The following is an 18,444-nucleotide window of genomic DNA, read 5'->3' on the forward strand; positions in this document are numbered from 1 at the left end:
GTGACGGGTTCCGCAGGGCTTCTGGACGGCAAGGTCGTCGTCATCAGCGGGGTCGGACCCGCGTTGGGCACCACCCTTGCCCGGCGCTGCGCCGAGGCCGGCGCCGACCTGGTGCTCGCAGCACGCACTGTCGAACGCCTCGACGACGTCGCCAAGCAGATCACCGATCTGGGCAGGCGGGCCGTCTCGGTCGGCACCGACATCACCGACGAGGCGCAGGTCGACAATCTCGTCGCGGAATCGCTCAAGGCGTACGGAAAAGTCGACGTGCTCATCAACAACGCGTTCCGCGTTCCGTCGATGAAGCCGTTCGCCAACACCACCTTCGAGCACATGCGCGACGCGATCGAGTTGACGGTCTTCGGTGCGCTGCGTATGGTGCAGGCCTTCACCCCGGCCCTCGCCGAGTCGAAAGGCTCTGTCGTCAACGTGAATTCGATGGTCGTCCGGCACTCGCAGGCAAAGTACGGCGCCTACAAGATGGCCAAATCGGCCCTGCTCGCGATGTCGCAGACGCTGGCCACCGAGCTCGGCGATCAGGGCATCAGAGTGAATTCGATTCTGCCCGGTTACATCTGGGGCGGAACACTGGAGTCCTACTTCAAGCATCAGGCCGGAAAGTACGGCACCACTGTCGAGGAGATCTACAAGGCCACGGCGGCGGCCTCCGACCTCAAGCGACTGCCCACCGAGGACGAGGTCGCCTCGGCGATCCTGTTCATGGCCAGCGACCTGTCCAGTGGCATCACCGGTCAGGCACTCGACGTGAACTGCGGGGAGTACAAAGCCTGATGAGCGGACGGACCAACGTAGGAACCGTCGAGGACCTGCACGCATCGGCCGTCAAGGCCTGCGGCCTCGACGATTTTGGCACCGACGACGACAACTACCGCGAAGCGCTCGGCGTGCTCCTTGAGTCGTTCCAGCGCGACGCCGATCTGACCGAATTCGGCAGCAAGATGCAGCGGTTCTTCGTCCGCAACGCGCTCGTCGCCCGGCTCGTCTCGGAGGCGGCGTTCAAGCAGTACCCCGAACATGCCGACGTGCCCATCGAACGACCGATCTTCGTGACGGGCTTGCCCCGCACCGGCACGACGGCGGTGCACCGACTGCTGGCCGGGGATCCCCGCCACCAGGGCCTCGAACTCTGGCTGGCCGAGTTCCCCCAACCGCGGCCGCCTCGCGAAACCTGGTCGCAGAACCCGGTTTTCCAGCAGCTCGACGCGCAGTTCACCAAGGCCCACGAAGAGAACCCGGACTACACAGGGCTGCATTTCATGACCGCCGACGAGGTGGAGGAATGCTGGCAGCTGCTGCGGCAGTCGTTGCATTCGGTGTCCTACGAGACGTTGGCGCACGTGCCGACCTACTCGCAGTGGTTGGCGCGTCAGGACTGGACCAAGCCCTATCAGCGGCACCGGCGCAACCTGCAGCTGATCGGGCTCAACGATCGCGAGAAGCGCTGGGTGCTCAAGAATCCGAGTCATCTGTTCGCGCTCGACGCATTGTTCGCGGCGTATCCGGATGCGCTGGTGGTGCAGTGTCACCGGCCGGCCGAGACGATCATGGCGTCGATGTGCTCGCTTGCCCAGCACACCACCGAGGGTTGGTCGAACACCTTTACCGGTGATGTGATCGGCGCCGATTCGATGGAGACCTGGTCACGCGGGCTGGAGCTCTTCAACGCCGAACGGGCCAAGCACGATCCGGCGCAGTTCTACGATCTCGACTACTTCAAGCTGATCAAAGACCCGGTCGGCGCCGTCGAGGACATCTACCGTGCCTTCGGTATCGAGTACACCGATGAGGCCCGCGCGTCGGTGCAGCACACCCACGAGGAAAGCAAGAAGGGTCCCCGGGCTCCTAAGCACACCTACTCGCTCGCGGACTACGGCCTGACGGACGAGCAGGTCAAGGAACGGTTCAAGGGGCTGTAGACGGCTCAGCCGTCGGGGTTTGATTGACGGCTCAGCCGTCGGGGTTTGATTGACGGCTCAGCCGTCGCCGGGCGACGGTGCGCTCGAGTACTCCTCCAGGCAGCCCTCGGACACGGCATGCCTGATGCTGTCGGCCAAGCGTGGGCAGGACCGCGCGCGTGCGGGATCCCCACCGGCATCTCGGATTTCTGAGAAGTGCGCGCAACGCTTGGTGGCCTCGGCGTTCCACTGCACCGAGGTGTGCGTGGGTCCGAGCTTCTTGACCTGCACCGCCACGTGGCAGAAACGGCAGTCGACGGACACCAGCCCGGAGGTGAGATAGCGCTGGCGGTCGCGGTCGGTGCCTTCCCGCACCGCCGCGGCCCGATCCGGATCAGACGCGAAATCCGGTGCCTTGCGCCAAGACCCGGGCGCTCTGTCACCGGACGGGGCGCCGTGGTCGTGCTCGTCCTCGTCGTGCCCGTGGAGCAGGAGCATCGACTTGGCGAGGCGGTCCACATCGGGCACGTCAGTCATGCGCGATCCGCTTCGCTACTCGCTGAAGTCATGCGCGATCCGCTTCGCTACTCGCTGAAGTCATGTCGCCGGCTGCTCCGCCTTCTCGGCTTCACGCGCCTTGAGATTCTCCTCGACTTCGACGGCCCATTTCTCATTGGCGATCGTCGTGTCGACCTCCATCTCGAAGCGGTCCGTCATCTCCGGCGTCACGTCGGCGACATCGACATAGAACTGCTGGTACCAGCGGCGCATCTGATACACCGCACCGTCCTCCTCCACGAGCAGAGGATTGTCGATGCGGGTCTTGTGCTTCCAGATCTCGACGTCCTGCAGGAAACCCTTGCTGACACCGTCGGTGAAGGCGTCGGCCAGCTTCTCGGTGGTCTTGTCATCGAGGCCCTTGGGCTTCTCGACGATGACGCCCCACTGCAGCATGAACGAATCCTGTGTGACCGGGTAGTGGCAGTTGATCAGGATCGACTCGGCCTTGAAGTCGCCGTACTTGTTGTGCAGCCAGTTGATCATGAACGACGGACCGAAGTAGCTGGCCTCCGAATCGAGCGACGCCTCGCCGTAGGCGGTGCCCATGTCGTTGACGTCGGGCCGGCCGACGTTGTGCAGGTACTGGCTGGCGATGTGGCCCTCGAACACGTTCTTGAAATACGTCGGCAGCCCGAAGTGGATGTAGAAGAAATGCGCCATGTCGGTGACGTTGTCGATGATCTCGCGGCAGTTGGAGCCCTCGATGAGCATCGAATTCCACTTCCAGTCGGTCCACTCGCCGCTGGACCACTCCGCGATCTCCGGGATGCGGACTTCTTCCTGCGGCGGGTTGCCTTCGTGGTCATGCCAGACGAAGAGCAGACCGCCGCGGACATCGGTGTGCCAGGCCCGGGTGCGGGCCAGCCGCGGGGTGCGCTTGGCATAGGGGACGAGCTTGCACTTGCCATCGCCGCCCCAGCGCCAGTCATGGAACGGGCAGGCGACCTCGTCGCCCTTGATCTCGCCCTGGGCGAGATTGCCGCCCATGTGGCGGCAGTAGCCGTCCAGGACCTTCAGTTCGCCCTGCGAATCGGCGAAGACGACCAGCATGGTGCCGAAGATCTCGATGCCATGAGGCTTTCCGTCCAGGTAGTCCTTGACCGGTCCAAGGCAATGCCAACCCCTGGCGAACCGGTCAGGCAGGGCACCTGTGTCGATTTCGCGAATGCCAGCGGTTGCCCCAGTGGTTTCTGTGCTCACCTGTGGCCTCCAAACTCTCGGTCTCTAACTAGAACACGTTACAGTTTTGCCCTCTTTCGGGCAATTCAATCGCTGCTCACCTGCGCACAGTGTCGCCTTCGCCACTCCCGGGCGGGGATACCCATTTGCGCGCCACCTATATAGTGGACAGAGTGTTCATTAATGGAGGGCGGGTGACGACGTGACCGCGACGACCATGCGCCCGGCTACCGGCGCATATCCCGTGCGTTCTGCGCGACGCTGGCTGACGGTCGCCGCGGCGACGTTCGCGATCGCGTGGGGCGGGAACGAATTCACACCGCTGCTGGTCATGTACCGGGTACATGACGGGTTCTCCGCCGTGACGGTCGATCTCCTGCTGTTCGCCTACGTGCTGGGCATCGTGCCCGCGCTACTCATCGGCGGCCCGCTGTCCGACCGGTTCGGCCGCCGTCCGTTGATGCTTCCCGCCCCCGTTCTTGCGGCCATCGGATCACTGATCCTTGCGACAGGTGCCCATTCAGCGGCGATGCTCGCGACCGGCCGAGTGTTCAGCGGACTCGCGCTCGGGCTTGCGATGGCCGTCGGCGGAAGCTGGATCAAGGAGCTGTCTAGCCCGCCGTGGGAGAACGGCGACGCAGGCGCACGGCGCGCGGCGATGAGCCTGACTGCGGGGTTCGGGCTCGGCGCAGGCGTCGCGGGCGTGCTGGCCGAATGGGGACCCGCGCCGTCGGTCCTGCCCTACACGCTCAACATCGCGATGGCCCTCGGCGCCGCCGCGTTGCTCCTCACCGCCCCCGAGACGCGTGCGCGCCACGACACGGGACAGCCCTTGTGGACGGATCTCGCCCTCCCCGGCGCCTCGCACCGCCGCTTTGTGCTCGTCGTGATGCCCGTCGCCCCATGGGTCTTCGGTGCGGGCGCATCGGCCTATGCCGTTCTTCCCGCGCTGATGAGCGACCACGTCTCGGCGGCGCCGATCGCATTCTCGGCCCTGCTGTGCGCCGTCACGCTGGGTGTCGGCTTCAGCGTTCAGCATTTCGGACGCAACCTCGTGTCGGGCCGTGCGGGCGTGCTCGTGGCCATGGCGTTCGTGGTGGCGGGTATGGCTGTGGCGGTGTGGGCTGCAGCGGCCTTGACGGTGTGGGCGTCCGTGGTGGCCGCGGCGGTGCTCGGCGCGGGATACGGGATGGCACTGCTGGCCGGCCTGCAGGAGATCCAGCGCATCGCGGGACCCGACGATCTCGCCGGGATGACGGCAGTGTTCTACAGCCTCTGCTACCTCGGATTCGGCGTGCCCGCAGCGATGGCGTTCCTGTCGCACTGGGTGAGCTACCCCGTGATGTTCGGGTTCGGCGTCGTCGCCGCCGGTCTCAGTTTGGTCGTCGCAGTCGCCGGTTCGCAGCGGGTGCCGGCAATAAACTGAGCGGGTGGACGACAAGCAGCCTGCGCCCCGCCGCGGTCGTCCTCGCAGTGAGACGGTGCGCAGTGCTGTGCTGACGGCGGCCGCCGAGCTCGCGCTACGGGGTGGCCCTGCGGCGGCCACAGTCGAGGCCATCGCCAAGCGTGCCGAGGTCAGCCGCACGACCATCTACAAGTGGTGGCCGTCGGCGGCATCCATCGTTCTCGAGGGGCTCTACGAGAGGGTGCGCAACTCCGTCACCCGTCCGCCGGGAAGCAACTCCGTCGACGCGATCACCCACCACGTCAAAGCGCTCTTCGGTTTCCTGGCCGACCCCGAGGTCGGACCGTTGCTGCGCAACGTGATTGCGGCATCGGCGTCCGACCGGGCGATCGAGCACGCACTGTTCGAACAGTGGATCACGCCACGCCGAGGCGCCATCGCGGCCATCGTGCGCGACGCGGTCGGCAACGGTGAGCTGCCGGCGGACACCGACGTCGAAGTCGCCGTCGACGCGCTCGTGTCACCGCCGTATTACCGGTTGGTGTTCGGCATGCCGACTCTCGACGACGCGTCGATCGACCGGCTGGTCCAGACCGTGTGGCAGGGCTGCCTCGGCCAGGTCGATCAGGAGCCGGGCTTATCCGAGCTGACCACCCACATCGAGTAGTACTGCGCGCCACCGCCGTACGCATGGCCGAGCGCCTTTCGGGCGCCCTGGACCTGATGCTCGCCGCCCTTGCCCATCACCTGGATCGCCGACTCGGCGAACCGGATCATGCCCGAGGCGCCGATGGGATTCGACGACAGCACGCCCCCGGACGGGTTGAACGGGATGCGGCCGGTCATGGCCGTCTCTCCCGCCTCGGTGAGCTTCCAGCCCTCGCCCTCGGCCGCAAAACCGAGGCTCTCCAACCACATCGGCTCATACCACGAGAAGGGAACGTAGACCTCGGCCACATCGATCTCGTCGATCGGGCTGGTGATCCCGGCGGCTTTCCACAAAGCGGCAGCGGCGTCACGGCTCGCCTGCGGGTTGACCTGGTCGCGGCCCGCATACGCAAGCGGTTCGGTGCGCAGCGCGGTCGCATGGATCCAGGCCACCGGATGTCCCTCGGCGACACGGGCATCGGCGCTCGCCTCATCGCCGATGACCAGTGCGGCTGCCCCGTCTGACGACGGGCAGGTCTCGTCGTAGCGGATCGGATCCCACAGCATGGGCGAGGACATCACCTTCTCCAGCGTGATGTCGGGCTGATGCAGATGCGCCAGCGGGTTTTTCACCGCATTGAGACGGTCCTTGACGGCCACCATCGCGCCGATGTGAACCGGAGCTCCCGACCGCCGAATGTAGGCGCGCACATGGGGGGCGAAGTACCCGCCTGCTCCCGCGCCCACCGGCTTGGTGAACGGCACCGGAATGCTCAGTGCCCACATGGCGTTCGACTCCGACTGCTTCTCCCAGGCCATCGTGAGCACGCGCCGGTACTTGCCCGACTGCACCAGGCTGGCGGCCACGACGGCCGTCGAGCCACCCACCGAACCCGCGGTGTGCACCCGGATCAGCGGCTTGCCGGTCGCGCCGGTGGCATCGGCCATGAACAACTCGGGCATCATGACGCCCTCGAAGAAATCCGGAGCCTTGCCGACCACGACCGCGTCGATATCGGCAAATGTGACGCCGGCATCCGCGAGCGCGCGGTCGATGGCCTCGCGGACCAGACCGTTCATGGAGACGTCGGTGCGTTTGGCCACGTACTTCGTCTGTCCGGTGCCGAGAACGGCAGCGAGCTTCTTGCCTGTTTTCGAAGCCATCAGTTCTTGCCTTCCAAGACAGCGACCAAATTCTGTTGCAGCGCAGGGCCGCTCGTTGCATGGGCCAGCACCCGAGAGGCGTTGCCCGCGAAGATGTGCTGCGCGGCGAAGCCGATCCGCTCCAGGCCGGCCGAGAACATCGGGTTGGCAGCCAGTGCGCCGCCCGACGGGTTGATCGTCGTGCTGTCGGACAGCCCGATCGCCTCCTTCAGGATGAGCTGCTGATGACTGAACGGGGCGTAGATCTCGGCGATCTCGATCGACGACGCGTCGCCACCGGTGGCCGCGGCAGCCGACGCCGCAGTGGACGGCGATGTCGTCAGATCACGGGCGCCCAGGACCGGCGTCTCGATGCGATGTTCGATCCCGGTGATCCAGGCCGGATTCTCGCGCAGCTCGCGGGCACGATCCCCTGCGGCGAGCACGATCGCCGACGCACCGTCGGTGATCGGCGCGATGTCGTGGCGCCGCAACGGGTCTGCGAAGTACGGCTGCTCCAGGAGCTCCTCGACGCTGGTGCCGGGCTCCAGGCGGTCGACCCGCGGGGAAGCTGTCTGCGCGTCCAATGCGACCTGGGCCATCTGCTCGGCCGTCCACTTGCCGGAGTCCAGACCGAAGCGGGCTTGCAGACCGGCCATGCTGACCGCATCCGGCCACAGCGGAGCCACGGTGTACGGGTCGGTCTGCAACGACAGGACGCGGCGCAGCGTGCCCGCCGACGACTTGCCGAACCCGTAGACCAGCGCCGTCTCGACCTCGCCGGTGAGGATCTTGATGTAGGCCTCGTACAGCGCCCAGGCCGCATCCATCTCGACGTGTGACTCGTTGATCGGGGGCACGGCTCCGATGGAGTCGATGGCCGAGATGAACGAGAATGCCCGGCCGGCAAGGTAATCCGATGATCCCGAGCACCAGAATCCCAGATCGGTCTGCTTGAGACCCAGCTCGGAATACAGCCTGTGGAAACACGGCATCAGCATCTCGACACCGTTGGTGGTGCCGTTGGTGCGGCGGACGTGGGGCGCGTGCGCGAAGCCCACGACGGCTACTTCAGTCATGTGTTAGTCAGTCCTCACAGGTGGTGCTTGTAGGTGTCGTAGTCGGCGTCGGGTTCGCCTGTGGGCCTGAAGTAGTCGATGTTGTCGATGCCGAGGCCCCACTCCTCCTTGGGCTTCCACACCGCCTGAACTCGCATGCCCATCCGCACCTCGCTCGGATCGATCTCGGTGACCAGATGCAGGAACGGGATGTCGGCGCCGTCGAGCAGCACGTAGGCCGCAACGTAGGGCGGCTTGATGCGCTGCCCCGCGAACGGGATGTTGATGATCGCGAACGTCGTCACCGTGCCCTTGTCGGGAAGCTCGACGTAATTGTCGAGTTCGAGGCCGGTGGCCGGGTTGGCCTCCTTCGGCGGGAAATACACCTTGCCGTCCTCGCCCGTGCGGGCGCCGAGGAGCTTGCCCTGCTCCAGCGCGCGCAGGAAGGTGCTCTCGGGAAGCGATGCGGTGTGCTGGATTTCGATCGACGTCGGCACTACCAGCATCGTCACCGGGTCGAGACCCTCCTGCGGCGGGGGAACGTCCTCGGGATCGTCCCCCAGTGCGAAGTACGCGATGTCGGTGATCGCGCCGACGGGCTCGTCGACCCAATGCGCATGAACGCGGGTGCCGGTGGTGATGGCGTCGGATCCGCCGGCATCGACCGCGTGCAGCAGCGGTGTATCGGCGCCGTCGAGCAGGATCAGGGCCCACGCGAACGGGCGGGCCAGGGGCTGCCCCTCGAGCGGCTCGGGCTGCCATGTCCACGACATCACCGTGCCGACACTGGCCACCGGTACGATCTCGGTCAATTGCTCCCAGGTGACGGGGTCGTACTCGGCGGGCGGGACCAGGACCCGGCCATCCGATCCGCGAACTCCGACGATGCGCCGCTCACGTAGCGCGGTGAAGAACTCACCGAGGAGCGAACCGACTGAACGGGTGTAGTCGAATGCGAGCTTCAGCGGCGCGGAAAGCGGCGGCTCATGGGGATCGATCTGCACCGGGCTGCTTTGGCTGGTGGTCACGCCATCGAGTAGAACAGGTTCTAAGTTTCGTTTCAAGAACGGGGCCCGGTGGCCCGGAAGGACGAGTGGCATGAAGTTGGGTTTGCAGCTCGGATACTGGGGCGCGCAGCCGCCGACCAATCACGCCGAACTCGTCGCGACGGCCGAGGAGGCCGGGTTCGACACGGTGTTCACCGCCGAGGCATGGGGTTCCGACGCCTACACGCCGCTGGCGTGGTGGGGCCGCGAGACGACACGGATGCGGCTGGGCACGTCCGTCATCCAACTGTCGGCCCGCACTCCCACGGCGTGCGCGATGGCGGCGCTGACCCTCGACCACCTGTCGGGCGGACGGCACATCCTCGGCCTCGGCGTCTCCGGTCCCCAGGTCGTCGAGGGTTGGTACGGCGCCAAGTTCCCGAAGCCGCTGGCCCGCACCCGCGAGTACATCGACATCCTCCGACAGGTCTGGGCGCGAGAAGCACCGGTGCACAGCGACGGACCCCACTACCCGCTGCCATTGGGCGGCGACGGCACCACCGGTCTGGGTAAGAACCTCAAACCGATCACCCATCCCCTGCGCGCCGACATCCCGGTCATGCTCGGCGCCGAAGGGCCCAAGAACGTCGCACTCGCCGCCGAGATCGCCGACGGCTGGCTGCCCATCTTCTACTCGCCGCGGATCGGGGCCATGTACAACGAGTGGCTCGACGAGGGCTTCGCCCGTCCCGGTGCGCGGCGCACCCGGGAGACGTTCGAGATCTGCGCGACGGCGCAGGTGGTCGTCACCGACGACCGTCCCGCCATCATGGAGTTGATGAAGCCGCACCTCGCGCTCTACATGGGCGGAATGGGCGCCGAGGACACCAACTTCCACGCCGACGTCTACCGCCGCATGGGCTACGCGGAGGTCGTCGACGACGTCACCAAGCTCTTCCGCAGTGACCGCAAGGGCGAGGCTGCCAAGGTCATCCCCGACGAACTCGTCGACGACTCCGCGATCGTCGGAGACCTTGCCTACGTCCAGGAGCAGATCAAGGCATGGGAAGCCTCGGGCGTGACGATGATGGTCGTCGGGGCGCGATCGCCTGAGCAGATTCGGGATCTGGCCGCGCTCGTCTGAAGTCGACTAGACACATTGTTGCCGACTGTCTAGTGATCGTTCTAGATTGGCGGTGTGACCGACAGCACTGTGTCTCCGCCCTCCCAACACACGATTCAGGACACCACGCTGACGATGCCGGTGCGGGTCCGCACGGCGTTTCAGCACACCGCGATGTTCGCCGTCGACGCCGGCGCCGCCCAACGGATGATCGACTACAGCGGGCTGCAGGTGTGCCGGTTCGGCAGGGGTAACCGCCGAGCGCTCGTCGTGCTGATGTTGATGCGCTACGAGGACACCGACCTCGGCCAGTACTACGAGTACGGCACCAACGTGATGGTCAACCCGCCGGGCAGTGAGGCCACCGGCCTGAAGGCGCTGCAATCGGCGGGCGCGTTCGTGCACCACCTGCCCGTCGACCAGTCGTTCACGCTGGAGGCCGGCCGGACCATCTGGGGCTACCCGAAGGTGATGGCCGACTTCACCATTCGCAAGGGCGGTCAGTTCGGCTTCGATGTGACCATCGACGGTCAGCACGCCCTCAGCATGGAATTCGCGCCGGGCATCCCGATCCCTTCTGCGTTCACCGGTCGCAGACAAGTGCATTCGACGTACTCGCACCTCGACGGTGTCACGCGGGAAACGGCGGGGGAGATGGTGCTCTCGGGCGTCCGTTACCGCCCCGGCGGCGTCCAGATCCGGTTGGGCGAACATCCCTACGCGGCGGAACTTTCGTCTCTAGGCTTGCCCAAACGCGCACTCGTGTCGAGCTCGGCGGCCAACGTCGACATGACATTCGCCGATTCGAAGATTGTGGGAAACCGATGACCTCAACCACTCCCATGGTGGAAGCCGGACTCGATGTCGACCTGGCCGACGGCAATTTCTACGCCGACGGCCCCGCCGCGCGCGCGGCGTATGCGTGGATGCGCGCCAACCAGCCGGTGTTCCGTGATCGCAACGGACTCGCCGCGGCCACCACCTACGCGGCGGTGCTCGACGCCGAGCGCAACCCGGAGCTGTTCTCCAACACCGGTGGCATCCGCCCCGATCAGCCCGGTATGCCGTACATGATCGACATGGACGATCCCGCACACGTCCTGCGGCGCAAGCTCGTGAATTCGGGCTTCACCCGCAAGCGGGTGATGGACAAGGTGCCGTCGATCGAAAAGCTCTGCGACACACTGATCGACGCGGTGTGCGAGCGCGGTGAGGCGGACTTCGTCCGCGACATCGCCGCGCCGCTGCCGATGGCGGTCATCGGGGACATGCTCGGCGTGCTGCCCGAGGAGCGCGACAAATTGCTCGAGTGGTCCGACGATCTGGTGTGCGGGCTGTCGTCCACCGTGGACGACACGGTCATCCAGAAACTGATGGAGACCTTCGCCGCATACACCGCGTTCACGATGGAGGTGATCGCCGACCGGCGGGCCAACCCCCGTGACGATCTCTTCTCGATCCTCGTCAACGCCGAGGTCGAAGGTCAGCGGATGTCGGACGACGAGATCGTCTTCGAGACACTGCTGATCCTCATCGGCGGGGACGAGACCACCCGCCACACGCTGTCCGGCGGCACGGAACAGCTTCTGCGGCACCAGGATCAGTGGAAGCAACTGGTGACAAATCCTGAGGAGCTGCTACCCGGCGCGATCGAGGAGATGCTGCGCTGGACGTCGCCGGTGAAGAACATGTGCCGGACATTGACGGCCGACACCGAATTTCATGGCACGTCGCTGAAGTCGGGCGAGAAGATCATGCTGATGTTCGAGTCGGCCAACTTCGACGAATCGGTGTTCGGCGACCCGGAGAATTTCCGCATCGACCGAAACCCCAACAGCCACGTCGCGTTCGGCTTCGGTACACACTTCTGCCTCGGCAACCAGCTGGCCCGCCTCGAGCTGCGGCTGATGCTGAACAAAATCCTGCAACGCCTGCCCGACCTCCGGCTCGCGGACCCCAGCGCATTGCCGCTGCGGCCGGCGAACTTCGTCAGTGGCCTGGAGTCGATGCCCGTGGTGTTCACGCCGACGGCAAGGGTGCTGGGCTGACGCCGACGGCGCTACTTCATCTGGAAGTTCGGAGGCCGCTTCTCCTTGAACGCACGCGGGCCTTCCTTGGCGTCCTCGCTCAGGAACACCGGGATGCCGTTGGCGGTGTCGGGCTTGAATGCCTCTTCCTCGTGCATGCCCTCGGCTTCGCGAATGGTCTTGAGGATCGCCTGCACCGCCAGCGGACCGTTGTTGTTGATCACCTCGGCGATCTCGAGCGCCTTCTCCAGCGCGGTGCCGTCCGGCACCACATAGCCGATCAAGCCATAGGACAGCGCCTCGGCCGCGGTGATGTGGCGTCCGGTCAGCAGCAGGTCGCACGCGATGGTGTACGGGATCTGGCGCGGCAGACGCACCGCGGATCCACCCATCGGGTAGAGGCTCCACTTGGCCTCTGAGATACCGAACTTCGCGCTTTCGCCGGCGACGCGGATGTCGGTGCCCTGCAGGATCTCGGTACCGCCCGCGATCGCGGGGCCCTCGACGGCGGCAATCAGCGGCTTCGTCAGCCGGCGGCCCTTCAGCAGACCTTCGATCTTCGACGGGTCGTAGCTGCCGTCCTTGAACGAATCACCCGGCGGCTTCTTCGACGCGGCCTTGAGGTCCATGCCTGCGCAGAAGTAGCCGCCGGCCCCGGTCAGGATGCAGCTCCGGATCTCGGGATCCTCGTCGACACGGTTCCAGGTGTCGACCATGATCGAGAGCATCTCAGTGGACAGCGCGTTGCGCGCCTCCGGCCGGTTGAGCGTCAGGATCAGCGTGTGTCCGCGCTGCTCAACGAGGGCGTCGGGACCTTTATCGGGCTCAGTCACGGGCGGGCGCCTTTCATCATCGAAGACAGCGACTTGTCACGAAATGTAACACGTTCTAATTTAGAGCCGTGGCCCTGAACATCGCCGATCTTGCCGAGCACGCCATCGACGCCGTGCCTGACCGCGTTGCCCTGATCTCGGGTGACGAACAACTGACCTACGCCCAGTTGGAGGACAAGGCCAACCGCCTGGCGCACTACCTCCTCGACCAGGGTGTCAAGAAGGACGACAAGGTCGGCCTGTACTGCCGCAACCGCATCGAGATCGTCATCGCGATGCTCGGCATCATCAAGGCCGGCGCGATCCTGGTCAACGTCAACTTCCGCTACGTCGAGGGCGAGCTGAAGTACCTGTTCGACAATTCGGACATGGTCGCGCTGGTGCACGAGCGCCGTTACGCCGACCGCGTCGCCAATGTCCTGCCCGAGACCCCGAACGTCACGACGATTCTTGTCGTCGAGGACGGATCCGATGACGACTATCAGCGCTACGGCGGCGTCGAGTTCTACGCCGCGCTCGAGCAGGGGTCGCCGGAACGCGACTTCGGTCCGCGCAGCGAGGACGACATCTACCTGCTCTACACCGGCGGCACCACCGGCTTCCCGAAGGGTGTCATGTGGCGCCACGAGGACATCTATCGAGTTCTGTTCGGCGGCACCGACTTCGCAACAGGCGAGCCGATCGCCGACGAGTACGACCTGTCCAAGCAGGCAGCCGCGAACCCGCCGATGGTGCGCTACCCGATCCCGCCGATGATCCACGGTGCGACCCAGTCATGCACCTGGATGTCGATCTTCTCCGGCCAGACCACCGTGCTCACACCGGAATTCGACGCCGACTCGGTGTGGCGGACGATCCACGACCACAAGGTCAACCTCCTCTTCTTCACCGGCGACGCCATGGCGCGCCCGCTGCTCGACGCGCTGCTGGCCCACCAGGATGCCGGCAACACCTACGACCTGGACTCGCTGTTCCTGCTCGCGAGCACCGCGGCGCTGTTCTCCACCAGCCTCAAGGAGAAGTTCCTCGAGCTGCTGCCCAACCGCGTCATCACCGACTCGATCGGCTCCTCGGAGACGGGCTTCGGCGGCACCAGCGTCGTGGCGAAAGGCCAGTCGCACACCGGTGGTCCGCGCGTCACCATCGACAAGAACACCAAAGTCCTCGACGAGGACGGCAACGAGATCGAGCCCGGCTCGGGCAAGCGCGGCATCATCGCCAAGTGCGGCCACATCCCGGTCGGCTACTTCAAGGACGAGAAGAAGACCGCCGAGACGTTCCGCACATACAACGGTGTGCGCTATGCGATTCCGGGCGACTTCGCCGAGGTCGAGGCGGACGGCACCGTGACGATGCTGGGCCGCGGCTCGGTCTCGATCAACTCCGGCGGTGAGAAGATCTATCCCGAAGAGGTCGAGGCCGCGCTCAAGGGGCACCCCGATGTGTTCGACGCGCTCGTGGTCGGCGTGCCGGACCCGCGGTTCGGCCAGCATGTCGCCGCCGTCGTGGCGGCCCGCGAAGGGACGCGCCCCACACTCGCCGACCTCGACGCGTTCGTCCGCAAGGAGATCGCGGGATACAAAGTGCCAAGGAGTCTTTGGCTGGTCGACGAGGTTAAGCGCTCACCCGCGGGCAAGCCCGACTACCGCTGGGCCAAGGACACCACCGAGGAACGTCCCGCTGACGACGTCCACGAGAAGCACGCAGGAGCATCGGCATGATCGGGCGAGCGAAGCGACGGGAAAAATAATGAGAACCGAACTTTGCGATCGCTTCGGCATCGAGTACCCCATCTTCGTCTTCACCCCATCGGAGAAGGTGGCCGCGGCGGTCAGCAAGGCCGGCGGCCTGGGCGTGCTCGGCTGCGTGCGGTTCAACGACGCCGACGACCTCGAGAACGTCCTGCAGTGGATGGACGCCAACACCGACGGCAAGCCCTACGGCGTCGACATCGTCATGCCGGCCAAGATTCCGACCGAGGGCACGTCGGTCGACATCAACAAGCTCATCCCGGCCGAGCATCGCGAGTTCGTCGACAAGACCCTCGCCGACCTCGGGGTGCCGCCACTACCCGAGGACGAAGAGCGCTCGGAAGGTGTTCTGGGGTGGCTGCATTCGGTGGCGCGCAGCCACGTCGACGTCGCGCTCAAGCATCCGATCAAGCTCATCGCCAACGCGCTGGGCTCGCCTCCCAAGGACGTCATCGATCAGGTCCACGAGGCGGGTGTTCCGGTGGCAGCACTGGCCGGTTCGCCGAAACACGCTCTGCGCCATGTGGAGAACGGCGTCGACATCGTCGTCGCGCAGGGCCACGAGGCCGGAGGGCACACCGGTGAGATCGGCTCCATGGTGTTGTGGCCCGAGATCGTCGACGCGCTCGACGGCAAGGCTCCGGTGCTCGCCGCCGGAGGCATCGGCACCGGCCGTCAGGTGGCGGCCGCGCTGGCCCTTGGCGCCCAAGGGGTGTGGATGGGCTCGGCGTTCCTGACCTCAGCCGAGTACGACCTCGGCGTGCGTCTGGAGTCTGGTCGTTCGGTGATTCAGGAAGCCATGCTGAAGGCCACGTCCGCCGACACGGTGCGTCGCAAGATCTACACGGGCAAGCCGGCACGCCTGCTCAAGAGCCGGTGGACGGACGCGTGGGACGCCGAAGGTGCCCCCGATCCGTTGCCGATGCCGCTGCAGAACATTCTCGTCAGCGAGGCCCACCAGCGGATGAGCGAGTCGGCCGACCCCACCGCCGTGGCCATGCCGGTCGGTCAGATCGTCGGGCGGATGAACGAGATCCGGCCCGTCGCCGACATCATCGCCGAGCTGGTGAGCGGATTCGAAGAAGCCTCCAAGCGTCTGGACGGTATTCGCAACGACTGAGCGGGCGTATAACAGCAGATGTGATCGGCGCCCGGACTCTTCTCACCACCCTCGTCGGCCACGGCGTCGACGTGTGCTTCGCCAACCCCGGCACGTCAGAGATGCATTTCGTCGCAGCGCTCGACGAGGTGCCCCAGATGCGGGGAGTGCTGACCCTGTTCGAAGGTGTCGCGACAGGCGCGGCTGACGGCTATGCCCGCATGGCTGACAGGCCCGCCGCGGTGCTGCTCCACCTCGGGCCCGGACTGGGCAATGGCCTGGCCAACCTGCACAACGCCCGGCGGGCGCACGTGCCCATGGTCGTGGTCGTCGGTGACCACGCGACGTACCACAAGAAATACGACGCCCCACTGGAATCCGACATCGACGCGCTCGCCCGCACGGTGTCCGGCTGGGTGCGTCGGACGCTGGACACCGCCGAGATCGCGATCGACGCCGTCGACGCGGTGACCGCCAGCCACGCCGGAATCGTGTCGACGCTGATCCTGCCTGCCGACGTGTCCTGGAGCGACGCCGAGGCCATCGACCCCGATCCGCAGGACGCGCACCCGCCCGTGGCGGACGACGATGCGGTGCGCGATGTGGTGACGGCACTGACCTCTGGTGCACCGACGGTGCTGCTGATCGGGGGTGATGCGACGAGGGTTCCCGGACTGTCCGCGGCGGTGAGGATCGCCGAGGCGACCGGCGCCAAGGTGCTGTGCGAGACGTTTCCGACGCGGCTGGAGCGTGGAGCCGGCGTCCCCGCGGTGGAGCGGCTCGCGTATTTCGCCGAGGCCGCCGAGGAGCAGCTGGCCGGCGCCGAGCATCTGATCCTCGCCGGCGCACCGTCTCCCGTCTCGTTTTTCGCCTACCCGGGGCGCGCCGGCGACCTCGTGCCCGAGAACTGCGACGTGCACGTGCTGGCGAAGTGCTCAGGTGCCGCGACGGCGTTGGAACGGGTGGCCGACGAACTCGCGCCGGGAAGCGTCGCGGCGGTGGCCCCTGCCGCACGGCCGGCGATGCCGTCAGGGGATCTCACGTCCTTCTCGGCTGCCGCGGTGATCGGCGCGCTGCTGCCCGACAACGCCGTCGTGGTCGACGAATCGAACACCGCGGGGGTCGGTATCGCCGCCGCGACCGCGGGCGCGCCGGCCCACGATGTGCTGACTCTGACCGGCGGCGCGATCGGCTACGGGATGCCCGCCGCGATCGGAGCCGCCATGGCTTCCCCCGGCCGGCCTGTGCTGTCGCTGCAGGCGGACGGGTCGGCCATGTACACCGTGTCTGCGCTGTGGACGCAGGCGCGCGAAAACCTCGACGTCACCACCGTGATCTTCAACAACGGCGCCTACGACATCCTGCGGATCGAACTGCAGCGCGTCGGCACCGCCAACGCCGCGAGCCCCGGCCCGAATGCCCTGCAGCTGCTGGATCTCGGCAATCCCGGCCTCGATTTCGTCAAGATCGCCGAGGGGATGGGTGTACCCGGGCGCCGCGTCACGACCGCGGAGGAGTTCGCCTCCGCCCTCGCCGTTGCCTTCGACGAACCCGGCCCGCACCTGATCGAGGCCGTGGTTCCGTCGGTCGTGTCCGATTTGTTCAAGACCGGGTAACCGTCGCGCGCTTAGCGTGGCGGGCATGGACATTCGTGTGACATCGACGGCCATCGAGATCGTTGCCTCCGACCTGAGCCGGTCGTTGGCGTTCTACCGCCTGCTCGGGCTCGACGTGCCGGACCCCGACGGTCCGCACGTGGAAGTCGACCTGCCCGGTGGCGGCACGCTCGCGTTCGACACCGAGGAGACCATCGCCGGTGTGCATCCCGGGTGGACCGCGCCGACGCAGGCCGGCCGCGTCGTCATCGGGTTCGAGCTGAACGCACCCGACGCCGTCGACGCGCTCTACGAGAAACTTACCGGCGCAGGCCATTCCGGTGTGCTGGCACCATTCGACGCGTTCTGGGGTCAGCGCTACGCGACGGTCGAGGACCCGGACGGAACGTCAGTGGACCTGTACTCGCCGCTGGCCAGCTGACTGGCGGAGACGCCGGCGAGGTCGCGGACCTGACGTGAGAAATGTGCCTGGTCGGAGTAGCCGGTCACGTGGGCGGTGTCCGCGATCGCCCGGCCGGCCCGCAGTAGGTGAACGGCACGCCGGAACCTCAAGACCCGGCGCAGCATCGCCGGGCCGTAGCCGTAGACGGCCGCGCTCTGGCGCTGCAGATTCCTTGCCGACGAACCGATGTCGTCAGCCACCGACTGCACCGACGCACCCGTCCAGAAACGGTGGGTGACGTGGGCGAGTTGCTCGACGGGCCACGGCGCCGTCTCCCGGGTGGCCTCACCTTTCAGCAGCCGGTCGACCGCAGACATCAGCGGCGCGCTCTCAAGGTCCGGACGTACCGTGGCCAGCGGGACCCGCACACCACGGAACTCGCAGGCGGGGATGCCGAGCAGCCGGGGCAGGGCGCCAGGGCGGAAGCGGATCCCCGTCGCGACCGGCGACTGGGGCTCGCTGACGTGAGCTCGGGTGTCCGGTCCGGCGACCACCACACCATCGTCGAACTCGATGAGATCCATACAGCCATCAGGCAATATTCGCGCAGTGTCCGCACCCTGTCTGACCCACACGCATTCTGCGAGATCGCGCAGAGACGCGGGGGCGGGCATCTCGCGGTAGCTCACCAGCCCGACGTTACTCGGCGGGCCGGGT

18 protein-coding genes are annotated in these 18,444 nt (G+C 66.4%); 11 read left to right on the plus strand and 7 right to left on the minus strand.

The window, feature by feature from the left end; translation table 11 throughout:
- Positions 1-792 (plus strand): SDR family oxidoreductase, encoded by a 792-nt coding sequence (locus ACAG24_RS03985; RefSeq protein WP_370471371.1) that lies wholly within the window; start codon positions 1-3, stop codon positions 790-792.
- A complete protein-coding gene (locus ACAG24_RS03990) occupies positions 792-1,937 on the plus strand; it encodes a sulfotransferase family protein (RefSeq protein ID WP_370471372.1) in 1,146 nt (381 codons plus the stop codon). The genes ACAG24_RS03985 and ACAG24_RS03990 overlap by 1 nt, the downstream gene beginning before the upstream one ends.
- A gap of 57 nt (positions 1,938-1,994) precedes the next feature.
- On the opposite strand, the gene ACAG24_RS03995 is transcribed toward ACAG24_RS03990, so the two are convergent.
- Both ACAG24_RS03995 and ACAG24_RS04000 read right to left on the minus strand, forming a co-directional pair.
- Positions 1,995-2,453: a hypothetical protein gene (locus ACAG24_RS03995; protein WP_370471373.1), complete on the minus strand. Its 459-nt coding sequence runs from the start codon at positions 2,451-2,453 to the stop codon at positions 1,995-1,997.
- Positions 2,454-2,513: 60 nt separating this feature from the next.
- The gene (locus ACAG24_RS04000; RefSeq protein ID WP_370471374.1) at positions 2,514-3,677 is read right to left on the minus strand and encodes a 3-ketosteroid-9-alpha-monooxygenase, oxygenase component; all 1,164 of its coding nucleotides are present in this window, start codon (positions 3,675-3,677) and stop codon (positions 2,514-2,516) included.
- Positions 3,678-3,873: 196 nt separating this feature from the next.
- Between ACAG24_RS04000 and ACAG24_RS04005 the strand changes: the two genes are divergently transcribed.
- Positions 3,874-5,082 (plus strand): MFS transporter, encoded by a 1,209-nt coding sequence (locus tag ACAG24_RS04005; RefSeq protein WP_370471780.1) that lies wholly within the window; start codon positions 3,874-3,876, stop codon positions 5,080-5,082.
- A 4-nt stretch (positions 5,083-5,086) separates the two neighbouring features.
- Complete coding sequence (locus tag ACAG24_RS04010; protein ID WP_370471375.1) at positions 5,087-5,728, plus strand: TetR/AcrR family transcriptional regulator; 642 nt, start codon at positions 5,087-5,089, stop codon at positions 5,726-5,728.
- Here ACAG24_RS04010 and ACAG24_RS04015 read toward each other — a convergent pair.
- Genes ACAG24_RS04015 through ACAG24_RS04025 form a run of 3 tightly spaced genes read right to left on the minus strand, consistent with a single transcriptional unit; the run spans position 5,686 to position 8,938 of the window.
- Positions 5,686-6,873 (minus strand): thiolase family protein, encoded by a 1,188-nt coding sequence (locus ACAG24_RS04015; RefSeq protein WP_370471376.1) that lies wholly within the window; start codon positions 6,871-6,873, stop codon positions 5,686-5,688. The two genes, ACAG24_RS04010 and ACAG24_RS04015, sit on opposite strands and share 43 nt — an antisense overlap.
- Positions 6,873-7,931, minus strand: coding sequence for a thiolase family protein (locus ACAG24_RS04020; protein ID WP_370471377.1), 1,059 nt, complete (start codon positions 7,929-7,931; stop codon positions 6,873-6,875). The genes ACAG24_RS04015 and ACAG24_RS04020 overlap by 1 nt, the downstream gene beginning before the upstream one ends.
- 14 nt (positions 7,932-7,945) lie before the next feature.
- The gene (locus ACAG24_RS04025; RefSeq protein WP_370471378.1) at positions 7,946-8,938 is read right to left on the minus strand and encodes a Zn-ribbon domain-containing OB-fold protein; all 993 of its coding nucleotides are present in this window, start codon (positions 8,936-8,938) and stop codon (positions 7,946-7,948) included.
- A 70-nt stretch (positions 8,939-9,008) separates the two neighbouring features.
- Here ACAG24_RS04025 and ACAG24_RS04030 point away from each other — a divergent pair, with 70 nt between their 5' ends.
- From ACAG24_RS04030 to ACAG24_RS04040, 3 genes are all read left to right on the plus strand, one after another.
- Positions 9,009-10,040, plus strand: coding sequence for an LLM class F420-dependent oxidoreductase (locus tag ACAG24_RS04030; protein WP_370471379.1), 1,032 nt, complete (start codon positions 9,009-9,011; stop codon positions 10,038-10,040).
- Positions 10,041-10,154: 114 nt separating this feature from the next.
- A complete protein-coding gene (locus ACAG24_RS04035) occupies positions 10,155-10,847 on the plus strand; it encodes an acetoacetate decarboxylase family protein (RefSeq protein WP_370471781.1) in 693 nt (230 codons plus the stop codon).
- Positions 10,844-12,067: a cytochrome P450 gene (locus tag ACAG24_RS04040; RefSeq protein ID WP_445206162.1), complete on the plus strand. Its 1,224-nt coding sequence runs from the start codon at positions 10,844-10,846 to the stop codon at positions 12,065-12,067. The genes ACAG24_RS04035 and ACAG24_RS04040 overlap by 4 nt, the downstream gene beginning before the upstream one ends.
- A gap of 11 nt (positions 12,068-12,078) precedes the next feature.
- On the opposite strand, the gene ACAG24_RS04045 is transcribed toward ACAG24_RS04040, so the two are convergent.
- Positions 12,079-12,879 carry a crotonase/enoyl-CoA hydratase family protein gene (locus ACAG24_RS04045; RefSeq protein ID WP_370471380.1) on the minus strand — a complete coding sequence of 267 codons (801 nt, stop codon included), beginning with the start codon at positions 12,877-12,879 and terminating at the stop codon, positions 12,079-12,081.
- A 68-nt stretch (positions 12,880-12,947) separates the two neighbouring features.
- Here ACAG24_RS04045 and fadD19 point away from each other — a divergent pair, with 68 nt between their 5' ends.
- Genes fadD19 through ACAG24_RS04065 form a run of 4 tightly spaced genes read left to right on the plus strand, consistent with a single transcriptional unit; the run spans position 12,948 to position 17,766 of the window.
- On the plus strand, positions 12,948-14,600 hold the full coding sequence (gene fadD19, locus ACAG24_RS04050; protein WP_370471381.1) for a medium/long-chain-fatty-acid--CoA/3-oxocholest-4-en-26-oate--CoA ligase: 1,653 nt from the start codon (positions 12,948-12,950) through the stop codon (positions 14,598-14,600).
- A 28-nt stretch (positions 14,601-14,628) separates the two neighbouring features.
- On the plus strand, positions 14,629-15,750 hold the full coding sequence (locus tag ACAG24_RS04055) for an NAD(P)H-dependent flavin oxidoreductase (RefSeq protein ID WP_370471382.1): 1,122 nt from the start codon (positions 14,629-14,631) through the stop codon (positions 15,748-15,750).
- A gap of 20 nt (positions 15,751-15,770) precedes the next feature.
- Positions 15,771-17,345, plus strand: a complete 1,575-nt coding sequence (locus tag ACAG24_RS04060) for an acetolactate synthase large subunit (RefSeq protein ID WP_370471383.1) — start codon at positions 15,771-15,773, stop codon at positions 17,343-17,345.
- A 25-nt stretch (positions 17,346-17,370) separates the two neighbouring features.
- The gene (locus ACAG24_RS04065; protein WP_370471384.1) at positions 17,371-17,766 is read left to right on the plus strand and encodes a VOC family protein; all 396 of its coding nucleotides are present in this window, start codon (positions 17,371-17,373) and stop codon (positions 17,764-17,766) included.
- Here ACAG24_RS04065 and ACAG24_RS04070 read toward each other — a convergent pair.
- On the minus strand, positions 17,703-18,401 hold the full coding sequence (locus tag ACAG24_RS04070) for a helix-turn-helix domain-containing protein (protein WP_370471783.1): 699 nt from the start codon (positions 18,399-18,401) through the stop codon (positions 17,703-17,705). The genes ACAG24_RS04065 and ACAG24_RS04070 overlap by 64 nt on opposite strands.
- Positions 18,402-18,444: the final 43 nt, after the last annotated feature.

It is taken from the genome of Mycobacterium bulgaricum (assembly GCF_041287165.2).
GTDB lineage: Bacteria > Actinomycetota > Actinomycetes > Mycobacteriales > Mycobacteriaceae > Mycobacterium > Mycobacterium bulgaricum.